This window comes from Streptomyces sp. NPDC041135, assembly GCF_055592085.1.
Window position 1 is genome coordinate 342,627 of record NZ_JBVIYZ010000006.1, and the last position, 11,637, is coordinate 354,263.

12 protein-coding genes are annotated in these 11,637 nt (G+C 75.7%); 8 read left to right on the forward strand and 4 right to left on the reverse strand.

The genetic code is table 11. The annotated features are described in order from the left end of the window. The first annotated feature begins 168 nt into the window (after nucleotides 1-168). The gene (locus ACZ6CZ_RS17300) at nucleotides 169-2,223 is read left to right on the forward strand and encodes a HelD family protein (RefSeq protein WP_469021261.1); all 2,055 of its coding nucleotides are present in this window, start codon (nucleotides 169-171) and stop codon (nucleotides 2,221-2,223) included. 58 nt (nucleotides 2,224-2,281) lie between these two features. Here the strand turns inward: ACZ6CZ_RS17300 and ACZ6CZ_RS17305 are convergent, their stop codons facing one another. After that, nucleotides 2,282-2,992: a copper homeostasis protein CutC gene (locus ACZ6CZ_RS17305; RefSeq protein ID WP_469021264.1), complete on the reverse strand. Its 711-nt coding sequence runs from the start codon at nucleotides 2,990-2,992 to the stop codon at nucleotides 2,282-2,284. Between the two features lie 160 nt (nucleotides 2,993-3,152). Here ACZ6CZ_RS17305 and ACZ6CZ_RS17310 point away from each other — a divergent pair, with 160 nt between their 5' ends. After that, on the forward strand, nucleotides 3,153-3,797 hold the full coding sequence (locus ACZ6CZ_RS17310; RefSeq protein ID WP_469021266.1) for an HD domain-containing protein: 645 nt from the start codon (nucleotides 3,153-3,155) through the stop codon (nucleotides 3,795-3,797). 28 nt (nucleotides 3,798-3,825) lie between these two features. Next, complete coding sequence (locus ACZ6CZ_RS17315; RefSeq protein WP_469021269.1) at nucleotides 3,826-4,914, forward strand: GNAT family N-acetyltransferase; 1,089 nt, start codon at nucleotides 3,826-3,828, stop codon at nucleotides 4,912-4,914. Here the strand turns inward: ACZ6CZ_RS17315 and ACZ6CZ_RS17320 are convergent. Both ACZ6CZ_RS17320 and ACZ6CZ_RS17325 read right to left on the reverse strand, forming a co-directional pair. Further along, nucleotides 4,896-5,216, reverse strand: a complete 321-nt coding sequence (locus tag ACZ6CZ_RS17320; RefSeq protein WP_469021272.1) for a DUF4031 domain-containing protein — start codon at nucleotides 5,214-5,216, stop codon at nucleotides 4,896-4,898. The genes ACZ6CZ_RS17315 and ACZ6CZ_RS17320 overlap by 19 nt on opposite strands. 10 nt (nucleotides 5,217-5,226) lie before the next feature. Next, a complete protein-coding gene (locus ACZ6CZ_RS17325; RefSeq protein WP_469021275.1) occupies nucleotides 5,227-5,610 on the reverse strand; it encodes a hypothetical protein in 384 nt (127 codons plus the stop codon). Nucleotides 5,611-5,665: 55 nt separating this feature from the next. Here ACZ6CZ_RS17325 and ACZ6CZ_RS17330 point away from each other — a divergent pair, with 55 nt between their 5' ends. The 5 genes from ACZ6CZ_RS17330 to ACZ6CZ_RS17350 all read left to right on the forward strand — a co-directional run bounded on the left by ACZ6CZ_RS17330 (nucleotide 5,666) and on the right by ACZ6CZ_RS17350 (nucleotide 10,025). After that, entirely contained in the window at nucleotides 5,666-6,562 is an 897-nt protein-coding gene (locus tag ACZ6CZ_RS17330) for a MurR/RpiR family transcriptional regulator (RefSeq protein ID WP_469021277.1), read from the forward strand. 120 nt (nucleotides 6,563-6,682) lie between these two features. Next, the gene (gene murQ / locus ACZ6CZ_RS17335) at nucleotides 6,683-7,612 is read left to right on the forward strand and encodes an N-acetylmuramic acid 6-phosphate etherase (RefSeq protein ID WP_469021279.1); all 930 of its coding nucleotides are present in this window, start codon (nucleotides 6,683-6,685) and stop codon (nucleotides 7,610-7,612) included. 16 nt (nucleotides 7,613-7,628) lie between these two features. After that, a complete protein-coding gene (locus ACZ6CZ_RS17340; protein ID WP_469021283.1) occupies nucleotides 7,629-9,071 on the forward strand; it encodes a PTS transporter subunit EIIC in 1,443 nt (480 codons plus the stop codon). Further along, a complete protein-coding gene (locus ACZ6CZ_RS17345) occupies nucleotides 9,068-9,316 on the forward strand; it encodes a hypothetical protein (protein WP_469021286.1) in 249 nt (82 codons plus the stop codon). The genes ACZ6CZ_RS17340 and ACZ6CZ_RS17345 overlap by 4 nt, the downstream gene beginning before the upstream one ends. Before the next feature lie 130 nt (nucleotides 9,317-9,446). Then, complete coding sequence (locus ACZ6CZ_RS17350; protein ID WP_469021288.1) at nucleotides 9,447-10,025, forward strand: hypothetical protein; 579 nt, start codon at nucleotides 9,447-9,449, stop codon at nucleotides 10,023-10,025. 18 nt (nucleotides 10,026-10,043) lie between these two features. Here ACZ6CZ_RS17350 and ACZ6CZ_RS17355 read toward each other — a convergent pair whose 3' ends face one another. After that, nucleotides 10,044-11,594 (reverse strand): carboxylesterase/lipase family protein, encoded by a 1,551-nt coding sequence (locus tag ACZ6CZ_RS17355; RefSeq protein ID WP_469021293.1) that lies wholly within the window; start codon nucleotides 11,592-11,594, stop codon nucleotides 10,044-10,046. Between the last annotated feature and the right edge of the window lie 43 nt (nucleotides 11,595-11,637).

An 11,637-nucleotide genomic window follows, 5' to 3' on the forward strand; every position in this document is an offset into this window, starting at 1 on the left:
CATTGGCCCTCACCGCCCGCACCTCATTACAATCTCCGCCCTTGCCCGCCTCCCCCAGGGAGTGCGACCGCCCGGACGGAAACCGGCCGGTCCCCGCGGCGGCGACCGCACCGCGGCCACCGCCGCCGCAGACCCAGACGCAGCACACCCAGATCCGGAGGCACCCCCTTGTCCACGCCCGTCGACGACCCGCTCGGCCCCCTCGCCCGAGAGCGCTCCCACCTGTCCGCCTCCCGGGCCGCGCTGCGCGCCATGCGCAAGGACGTGGAGTCGCTGGACATCAAGGACGTCACCGCGAACTGGGTCAACGCCGAGGTGCTCGCCCGCCAGATCGACGAGCGGATCAAGGCGCTGGCCGACCTCAGCGACACCCCGCTGTTCTTCGGCCGGCTCGACTACCTGCACGCCCCGGGGGCCGACCGGGCCGAGGGCGCGCAGGGCGAGCGGTTCTACATCGGGCGCCGGCACGTGCACGACGCGGACGGCGACCCCATGGTCATCGACTGGCGCGCGCCGGTCTCGCAGCCGTTCTACCGGGCCTCCCGGAAGGACCCGATGGACATCGGGCTGCGCCGCCGCTTCGGCTACACCGGCGGCGACCTGACCGCCTACGAGGACGAGCGCCTCTCCGACCCGGCCGAGTCGGCGACGGCCACCACCAGCAAGCTGCTCCAGCAGGAGATCGAGCGCCCGCGCGTGGGCCCGATGCGGGACATCGTGGCCACCATCCAGCCCGAGCAGGACGAGATCGTCCGCTCCGGCCTCGACGGGACGGTGTGCGTCCAGGGCGGCCCCGGCACCGGGAAGACGGCCGTCGGCCTGCACCGCGTGGCCTACCTGCTCTACGCCCACCGCGAGCGGCTGGCCCGCACCGGTACCCTCGTCATCGGGCCGAACAAGTCCTTCCTGCACTACATCGAGCAGGTCCTGCCCGCGCTGGGCGAGCTGAGCGTGCGGCAGGCGACCGTGGACGACCTGGTGTCCCACGTCGAGGTGCGCGGCACGGACGAGGCGGCCGCCGCCGTCGTCAAGGGCGACGCCCGCATGGCCGAGGTCCTCAGGCGGGCCCTGTACGCGCACGTGAGCATGCCGACCGAGCCGGTCGTGGTGGTGCGCGGCTCCCGCCGCTGGCGGGTCCCGGCGTACGAGGTGGAGGAGATCGTCCGCGAGTTGCTGGCCCGCGACATCCGCTACGGCGCCGCGCGCGAGGCCCTGCCGCAGCGCATCGCGCACGCCGTGCTGGTGCAGATGGAGCGCTCCGGGGAGGCGCCGGACGACCGGGTGCAGGACGCGGTGGCCCGCAACACCGCGGTGAAGGCGGCGGTCAAGGCGATCTGGCCGGCCGTCGACCCGGCGAAGCTGGTCCTGCGGCTGCTGACGGACGCCGCTTTCCTCGCCGCGCACGCCGACGGCGTCCTCGACGAGGACGAGCAGAAGACGATCCGGTGGGCGAAGCCGGTGCGCAGCGTGAAGTCGGCCCCGTGGTCGGCCGCGGACGCCGTGCTGATCGACGAGGCCACCGACCTGGTGCGGCGCACCCACTCGCTGGGGCACGTGGTGCTCGACGAGGCGCAGGACCTGTCGCCGATGCAGTACCGGGCCGTCGGCCGCCGCTGCACCACCGGCAGCGCCACCGTCCTCGGCGACCTGGCGCAGGGCACCACCCCGTGGGCGACCCGCGGGTGGGACGAGGCGCTGGCGCACCTGGGCAAGTCCGAGGGAGTGGTCGAGGAGCTGACCGCCGGGTTCCGCGTGCCGACGGACGTCATCGCCTACGCCTCCCGGCTGCTGCCGCACATCGCGCCCGGCCTCGCCCCGGTCGCCTCGGTCCGCGAGAACCCGGGGTTCTTCGACGTCCGCGAGATCGCCGGGACGGCCGAGTCCGTGGCCGCCTGCGAGGAGCTGCTGCGCAACGAGGGGTCGACCGCTCTGATCGCCGCCGACGCCCGGATCCCGGCGCTCGCCGAGGCGCTGACGGCGGCGGGCCTGCCGTATCTCGCGCCCGGCGAGGAGACCACCCGGTGGACGCGCCTCACCCTGGTGCCGGCCTCCCTCGCCAAGGGCCTGGAGTACGACTACGTGGTCCTCGACGAGCCGCGGGCCGTGGTGGACGGCGAGCCGGACGAGCGGACGGGGCTGCGGCGGCTGTACGTCTGCCTCACCCGCGCGGTCTCCGGGCTGATCGTGACCCACACGGCCGCCCTGCCCGCCCAGCTGTCCTGACCGCCCCGGCGGCCGGGGGCGGCGCCAGGCGGGGGCGGGCACGCGCGCAGGGCACGCCCTACGCGGCCACCGCGCCGTCCAGCACCCTGCGCCACTCGGCGACCGCGTCCCGCGACACCGGCCCCGCCCAGCCGCGGGGCCGGGCCGCGCCGCCGATGTGGAAGCCGTCGATGCCCGCGGAGCGCAGGGCCGGCACGTGGTCCAGGCGCAGTCCGCCGCCGACGAGGAGGACGGGCTCGTACCCCGGCTCGCCCCGCCGCCGCGCCTCCGTGAGCAGCGTGGGCAGGCCCTCGTCGACGCCGGCGGCCGAGCCGGCGGTGAGGTAGGTGTCCAGGCCCGCGAGGTCGGCGAGCTGCTTGCGCAGGGCGTCGCGGTCGGCGGCGCGGTCGATGGCCCGGTGGAAGGTCCACCGGCAGCCCTCCAGCTCGGCGACGACCTCCTCCACCGCCGTCAGGTCCAGCCCGCCGTGCGGGTCGAGGAACCCGAGCACGAACTGGTCGGCGCCCTCGCCCCGCAGCTCCCGGGCCGCCCGCACCAGCCGGTCGACGCCGGCCGGGCCGCCGGCCGCGAACCCGTCGGCGAGCCGCAGCATCACGCGCAGGTCGATGTCGACGGCGGCCCGGATCGCGGCGAAGGTCCGCGCCGACGGGGTCAGCCCGTCGGCCGCCATCTCGGTGACCAGTTCGAGGCGGTCCGCGCCTCCGGCCTGAGCGGCGACCGCGTCCTCGGCGTCGAGGGCGATCACCTCCAGGACTGCACGCGTGCTCATAGGACCCCTTCCGTCGGTGTTCCCCTGGAGCGGCTACAGGTCTAGTCCAATCTCAGGGTACGTCGGAAGGGCCCGGCGTCGCGACAGTGCCTCCGGCATCCGCACCGGCCGGCGCGCACGGACGGCGTGCGGGGGCCGCGCGGGCGGGAGAATGAGGGGCATGGCCGATCCCGATGCCCTGCGTCCCCGCTTCGTCCGCGCCCTGGAGGCGGCCCGCGGCCCCGGCGGGGGTCCCGATCCGCTGCTCTACGCCGACCGCCTGCTCGCCCGCTGGCAGGAGCCGCAGCGCCGCTACCACACCCTCACCCATCTGACCGCGGTCCTCGACCACGTGGACGTGCTGGAGGAGTACGCCGGCGACCCCGACGCCGTGCGCCTCGCGGCCTGGTTCCACGACGCGGTCTACCTCCCCGACCGCTCGGAGAACGAGGAGCGCTCCGCCCGCCTCGCCGAGCGCGCGCTGACGGAGGCGGGCGTCGGCGCCGAGCGGACCGCGGAGGTGGCCCGCCTGGTCCGGCTCACCGTCACCCACGACCCCGCCGACGACGACCGCGACGGCCAGGTGCTGTGCGACGCCGACCTGGCGATCCTGGCCGCGCCCCCGTCGGCGTACGCCGCCTACACCGCGCAGGTCCGCGAGGAGTACCACTTCGTGCCGAACGACGCCTTCCGCGCGGGCCGCTCGGCCGTTCTACGCCAACTCCTCGCCCTGCCAAGGCTGTTCAGCACCCCGCACGGACAGGCGACATGGGAGGTGACGGCCCGTCACAATCTGGCGGCCGAGCTGGAAATGCTGTCGACCTGAGCCGTCCGGGCCGCCTAGGGTGCGGCCCATGCGCGCACTGGGTGGGGAACAGGTGGAAGAGGCCGTCGCGAGCTGCGTGGCGGCGCTGCGGCCGGCCGTGGACCGGGACTGGACGGCGGTGCCGGCCGGGGGACTGGAGTGGAACTGCCGTACCACGGCGTTCCACATCGCCGAGGACTGCGTCGCCTACGCCGCCAACCTGGCCGGACGCGCCCAGCACGGATACGTGCCCTTCGAGATCACCCTGGACGAGGGCACCGGCGAGGCGGAGCTGCTGCACGTGATCGAGGCGACCGGCGCCCTGCTCGCCGCCGCCGTCCGCACCGCCCCGCGCGACGCCCGCGGCTACCACCCCTACCCGTTCGGCAGCGCCGACCGCGAGGGCTTCGCCGGGATGGGCATCGCCGAGATCCTGCTGCACACCCATGACATCGCCCGGGGACTGGACCTCGCGTACGAGCCGCCCGAGGAGCTGGCCGAGTCCGTCCTGACCTGGCTGTTCCCGCACGTGCAGCCCGGGCCGGAGGCCTGGCCGACGCTGCTGTGGGCCACCGGCCGCGGTGAACTGCCCGGCCGGGCCCCGGTCACCGAGTGGCGCTGGCGCAACAACCTCGTGATCCCCGCCGAACGCCTCACCCTCACCGGCGTCCGCCCCGCCGCCGCGCGCGATCTGCGCCTGGGCGGCGACGGCGGCTTCGAGTGGATCGCGGGCGGCCCCTTCGAGGGCACCCGGGAGGCCGCCGGCATGCTGGTCAAGGCCTACGAAGCGGGCGTGCACCGGCCGGAGTTCGGCATCTTCGTCCTGGTCCGGCGCTCCGACGGCCGGGCCGTGGGCGGCATGGGCTTCCACGGCGCCCCGGACGATGAGGGCCGCGTGGAGATCGGCTACGACCTCGCCGAGGGCGCCCGCGGCCAGGGGTACGCCACCGAGGCCCTGACCGCGCTGGCGCGGTGGGCGCTGGCCCGCGACGACGTACGGACCCTGTTCGCCACCATCGACCACGACAACCTGGCCTCCAGGGCGGTCGTCACCCGCGCCGGGTTCCGCAAGGTGAGCGAGCCCACCGACAGCGGCGAGGACGGCGAGACGCTGGTCGCCTACGAGCTGCGCGGCTGACCGCCCGCGCCCGGACCGCCCGCGGACCCGGCTCTCCGCCCGGCCCCGCCCTTGGGCCGGCGCAGCCCGGCCCCGTACAGCAGCCGCACCACCTCGCGGCTGCCGACCTCCACCGCACCGGCGGCCACCGCGTCCGCGTACCGGTGCGAGGGGAGGTCGTAGTGGTCGCCGTCGAAGGCCCGCCGGGGCATGCCCAAGGCGGCGGCGAACAGGTGCAGTTCCTCGTAGGAGACGTCGCTCACCAGGTGCGACCACATGCGGCCGTGCCCGGGCCAGCTGGGCGGGTCGACGTACACGGTCATCGCGGCCGCCTCACGAGGACGCCGGCCGGCCCGTGGCCCGCGCCAGCGTCCCCACCGCGGCGACCCGCACGCCCGCCTTGTGGCACACCCAGTGCGGATCGGGCCCCAGTTCCGGCTCCACGTCCAGCGCGTGCGGGTCGCCGGAGCCGCACACCGGGCACAGCGGCCAGCGGCCGTACCGCTCCAGCAGCGCGTCCTGCACGTCCTGCGCGACCAGCCCGGCGACGAAACCGGCGCCGTCCGGCCACTGCTGGACCCACCAGCGGCGCTGGACGACGGAGTCCTCGACCAGCGACACCACGTCCGCCTCGGCGACCTCTCCGGCGACGAGGTCGGCGAGCACCAGGGCGCGCGCGGCGTGCAGGGCCTGCTCCAGGGGGCTGATGGGATCCATGCACCCATTGTGCGCACTCTTGACCCCGGCACCGAGCCGAAAATATCTTTCAGAGGTGACCCAGGACGTGAAGGAAATTTTCGGGGGCGCGCTCGCGGCCAAGGTGCGCACCCTCGCTCCCTCCATGACCCGTTCCATGCAGCGCGTCGCCGAGGCCGTCGCGAGCGACCCGGCGGGCTGCGCCGCCCTCACCGTCACCGGCCTCGCGGAACTCACCGGCACCAGCGAGGCCACCGTGGTGCGCACCGCCCGGCTGCTCGGCTACCCCGGCTACCGCGACCTGCGCCTGGCGCTGGCCGGACTCGCCGCCCAGCAGCAGTCCGGCCGCGCGCCGGCGATCACGACCGACATCGCGGTGGACGACCCCATCGCCGACGTCGTCGCGAAACTCGCCTACGACGAGCAGCAGACCCTCGCCGACACCGCCGCCGGGCTCGACACCGTCCAGCTGGGCGCGGCCGTCACCGCGCTGGCCGGCGCCCGCCGCACCGACGTGTACGGCATCGGCGCCTCCGGGCTGGTCGCCCAGGACCTCACCCAGAAGCTGCTGCGGATAGGACTCATAGCCCACGCCCACAGCGACCCGCACCTCGCGGTGACCAACGCGGTGCAGCTGCGCGCGGGCGACGTCGCCCTGGCCATCACGCACTCCGGGTCCACGGGCGACGTCATAGAGCCGCTGCGGGTCGCCTTCGAGCACGGGGCGACCACCGTCGCGATCACCGGGCGCCCGGACTCACCGGTCACCCAGTACGCCGACCACGTGCTGACCACCTCCACGGCCCGGGAGTCCGAGCTGCGGCCGGCCGCGATGTCCTCGCGCACCGGTCAGCTCCTCGTGGTGGACTGCCTGTTCGTGGGGGTGGCGCAGCGCACCTACGAGTCGGCGGCGCCCGCCCTGGCCGCGTCCTACGAGGCGCTGGCCCACCGCCACCGCAGTTCCTCCCGCTAGACCGGGCGGGGGACCGTTCCGCCCGGTGCCGGGCGAGGGACCGTACGACCGGCTGCCGCGGGGACGCCGTTCCGCGCGCCGGGAACCGCACAGACCAGCGTTCGAAAAGAGCCCTGCCTCATGACCTCCACCCCCCGCTCCCTCCAGTCCGAGCTGGCCGCCCTGACCACCGAGGCCTTCCGGCCCGAACTCGCCGGCATCGACCGGCTGTCCACCCTCGACATCGCCCGCCTGATGAACGGCGAGGACACCGGTGTGCCCGCCGCGGTCACCGGGCAGCTGCCGCGCATCGCGGCCGCGATCGACGCCGTCGCCGAGCGGATGGCGCGCGGCGGCCGGCTGGTCTACGCCGGCGCCGGCACCGCCGGACGGCTCGGCGTGCTGGACGCCTCCGAGTGCCCGCCCACCTTCAACACCGCTCCCGGCCAGGTCGTCGGCCTGATCGCGGGCGGACCGCGCGCGATGGTCACCTCCGTCGAGGGCGCCGAGGACTCCGCCGAACTGGCCCGCGAGGACCTCGACGCGCTGGCGCTGACCCCCGAGGACAGCGTCGTCGGCGTCTCCGCCTCCGGCCGCACCCCCTACGCCGTCGGCGCCGTCCGGCACGCCCGCGCCCGGGGTGCGCTGACCGTCGGCCTGTCCTGCAACGCGGACAGCGCCCTGGCGGCCGCCGCCGAGCACGGCATCGAGGTCGTCACCGGGCCCGAACTGCTCACCGGCTCCACCCGTCTGAAGGCCGGCACGGCGCAGAAGCTGGTGCTGAACATGCTGTCGACGATCACCATGATCCGGCTGGGCAAGACCTACGGGAACCTGATGGTCGACGTGCGCGCCTCCAACACCAAGCTGCGCGCCCGCTCGCACCGGATCGTGGCGCTGGCCACCGGCGCGGCGGACGACGAGATCGAGAAGGCGCTGACCGAGACGGGCGGCGAGGTCAAACACGCGATCCTGGCCATCCTGGCCGGCGTCGACGGCCCGACGGCCGCCCGCCTTCTGGAGGAGTCCGGCGGCCATCTGCGCGCCGCGCTGGCGAACGCGGGCGGCTGACCCGCACCCTCGGGGAGTGCCTACCCCGTGCGACACCGCCACCGCGCTCCTCGCCCCGCTGGGCGGCCCCGCGAACATCGTCTCCGTGGCCCACTGCATGACCCGGCTGCGCCTCGTCCTCGCCGATCCCGCGGCCGCGGACGAGGCGGCGGTGCGGGCGGTGCCCGGGGTGCTGGGGGTGGTGGCGGACGGGGAGGCGTACCAGGTGGTGCTCGGTCCCGGCGTGGTCGCGGAGGTCACCGCCGAGGTGACCCGGCTGACCGGGGACGGCACGGCCGCCCGGCTCGCCTCCCGGGGCGCCGAACTGCGCGAGGAGCGCGAGCGGCGCCACACCGGGCCCGTGCGCACCGCCCTGCGCCGCGTCGCCGGCGTCTTCGTGCCGCTGATCCCGGCGCTGATCGGCTGCGGCGTCCTGGCCGGCCTGAACGGGCTGCTGGTCAACGCCGGTCTGCTGCCCTGGCTGACCCCCGCCCTGGCCGCCGTCGCCTCCGGCTTCATGGCGCTGATCACGGTGTTCGTCGGGTACAGCACGGCGAAGGAGTTCGGCGGCACGCCGGTGCTGGGCGGCGCGGTGGCCGCCGTCATCGTCTACCCCGGGGTGGCCCAGGTGACGGTGCTCGGGGTGCGCCTGGCGCCCGGGCAGGGCGGGGTGCTGGGCGCGCTGGCGGCGGCGCTGCTGGCGACGCGGGTCGAGCGGTGGTGCCGGGGCCGGGTGCCCGGGGCGCTGGACGTGCTGCTGACGCCGACCGTGACGGTGCTGGTCTCGGGGCTGGCCACGCTGTACGGCCTGATGTACGCCGCCGGTGCCGTCTCCGCGGCCATCGGCACGGCCGCCGACCGGCTGCTGGTGACCACCGGCGCCTTCGCGGGGCTGGTCCTCGGCGGCCTGTTCCTGCCGCTGGTGATGCTGGGGCTGCACCAGGCGCTGATCCCCATCCACACCACCCTCATCGAGCAGCAGGGCTACACCGTCCTGCTGCCCCTGCTGGCCATGGCGGGCGCGGGCCAGGTGGGCGCGGCCCTCGCGGTCTACGTCCGTCTGCGCCACGACACCTCGATCCGCACGACGATCCGGTCCGCGCTCCCGGCGGGGCTGCTGGGCGTGGGCGAACCGCTGATCTACGGCGTCTCGCTGCCGCTGGGCCGGCCCTTCCTGACGGCCTGCGCGGGCGGGGCGGCGGGCGGGGCGTTCGTCGGCTTCTTCGCGATGGCCGGGGACCGGGTGGGCGCGACGGCGATCGGGCCGTCGGGCTGGGCCCTGTTCCCGCTGCTGGCGGGCAACCGGGGCCCGGCGCTGACGGCGGCCGTCTACGCGGGCGGCCTGCTGACCGGCTACCTCGTCGGCTTCGTGGCCACCTACCTCTTCGGCCTCGGCGGCCACGGGCACCCGGGCGGCGACGGCCCGGGTGGACGCCTCGGCGTGACGCCCACCGGCGGCCGGTCGTTGCCCCGGGCATGATGAAGAAGCTCCTGGCCGCGGCCGCCCTGGCCGTCACCTCCGCCGCCCTGACGGCGCCCGCGCAGGCCGCCGCCACCGCGACCGCCACCGACCGGGACGCCGGCCACTGGACCGCCACCGACACGGTCGCGTGCGCCGAGGGTCCGGCGGTGTACCCGGTGCTGCGGGCCGTGACCCCGCCGCCGCTGCTCAGCGCTCCCGCGCGCCCCTGCGGCGAGGGCAGCCTCCTGCACCACGGTCGCTGACCGGCGGCGGGGAGGGCGGGCCGGTGCCGGCCGGCCGCCGCCCTCCTACAGTGGACGGACACGGGCCCGCGAAGGCCACCGCCGGACCGCCCCCTGCGCCCGCACAGCCGAAGGACCAGGCCGACCGACCATGAACCACGCCCAGCTCACCGCCCTCGGCCGCGCACTGCGGCTGCTGGGCGAGCACGGAGAAGCCCTCAGCACCGACACCCCCGACTCCCGGCTGCACGAGGTCAAGGCCGATCTGCGGCGCGCGCTCAACCTGCTGGAGGAGAGCGTCACCACCGGCGTGATGACCACGCGGTGCCCGGAACATCCGAACGGGCCCGTCGACAAGGGCGCCCCCGACCTCTGCCTGCTGTGCGAGACCCGGCGCCGGGCGGCCCGGCGCTCCGGCTTCCAAAGCGGCCGGGGCCGCGGCGAGCCGGCCGAGACCGCCGCCCCGAGCCCCTCGCGCTACGGCGTCCGGGCCGACCGGCCCCAGCCGCAGCAGCGCTGGCTGCCGGAGCTGTGGAACGGGCGGGAGTGGCAGCTGTGCGGCACCCCGCGGCGCGACCGGCACGAGGCCGAGCTGTACCTGGCCGCCCAGCGCCGCGGCTCCCGGCCGGCGATGGCCTACCGCCTCGTGCACGAGTTCACCGACTACGAGGTGCTGCGGATCTGGGGCACCCCGGTCCAGACCGACATCGAGCCGATGGGCAACCTGTAGCCCGCGCCGGCCGGTCCCTCAGCCGAGCAGCGGCAGCACGGGGACGCCGTACCCCTCCCACAGCCGGGCGCGCTCCGCGGGATACCCCGCCACCCCGGCCCCCGGGGCGGCGTCCAGGAACTGCGTCAGCCGCCGCTCCGGGTCGAACGCGGGCCAGCCCGGCTCGCCGTCGGCCGCGAACGCGGTCCAGGACCGGCGGAAGCGGGACGACAGCTCCGCCGCCTCCTCGGACACGTCACCGTCGAACAGCAGCAGGCCCAGGTCGGCGGCGAAGGTGCCGAACAGGAGCGGGATGTCCAGTCCGTGGCAGGAGCCCAGCAGGTGGCCGCCCGGCGCCGGCCAGGTGAGCTGGTAGAGGTGCGCGCTGCCGCCGCCCGCCACCTGGGCCTCGGCCAGGCGCAGGGAGGGTATGCCGAACAGCCAGTCGGTGTGGACGTGTTCGTAGAGGTCGGCCGGCGTCGCCCCGGGGAAGGCCGCGCGGTAGGCGCGCTCGCCCGCCTCCCCGCCCGGCAGGTACAGCCGCATGACGGCGCCGGCCTGCTCGTCGGTGATCTTGCCGAGCAGGCCGCCGAGGACCATGAAGAGGCGGAACTCGTCGAGGTTGTGGCCGACCAGGAGGTCGATGTCGCGGGCCGCGCCGGACGCGAGGGCCTCCCAGGGGGTCGTGGGCAGGACCTCGCCGTCGACCACCGGAGAGTAGGGAGTGGCCGTGAGCGCCGCCGGGCCCCACCGGTCGCGGTACCGCTCCATCGTCGCGCCGAGGGCCTCGCCGGCCTCGACCAGCCGGCCGGGTGGGGCCGCCGCCAGGTCGGCCGCCGTCGGGCGCAGGCCCGCCTGTGCCGCCAGCGCCGTCGCCATGTCGCGGGCCAGGCCGGCGGAGAAGAAGGTGCCGGGCACGCTCTGGGCCACCGCCCGCCGGAAGAGGCCGCGCGCGGCCGGCATCGCCAGCAGCGAGACCACCGAACCCGCACCGGCCGACTCGCCGAACACCGTGACCAGATCCGGGTCGCCGCCGAACGCGGCGATGTTGGAGCGCACCCACTCGAGGGCCGCGACCTGGTCGAGCAGGCCCCGGTTGGCCGGGGCGCCCTCGACGTGGGTGAAGCCCTCCACGCCGACCCGGTAGTTGAAGGTGACGACCACCACGTCACCGTCCCGGGCGATGCGCCGCGCGTCGTAACCGGGCTGCCCGGAGTGGCCCGTCTTGTATGCGCCGCCGTAGATCCACACCATGACCGGGAGGCGCGCGGCGGGGTCGGGGTCGGGGGTCCAGACGTTGGCCGTCAGCCAGTCGCCGTCCGCCGGCGCGCTCACCGCGGCTCTCCGCGTGGTGAGTCCGGCGCTCTGCGGGGGCGGCGGGCCGAAGGCGTACGCCTCGCGGGTCCCGTCCCAGGCGCGCGCGGGGCGCGGCGCTTGGAACCTGGCGTCGCCGACCGGCGGCGCCGCGAACGGTATGCCGCGGAAGACCGCCTGCCCGTCCTCCCACCGGCCGCGCAGCGCGCCGGTGGTGGTGCGCACCACGGGCTCGGGGCCGCCGGGAACCGTCCCGCGGGACGCGGATGTCGTCATGATCGCTCCTCACTGGTCATCAGGGGAACGGCCGGGGCCGCCC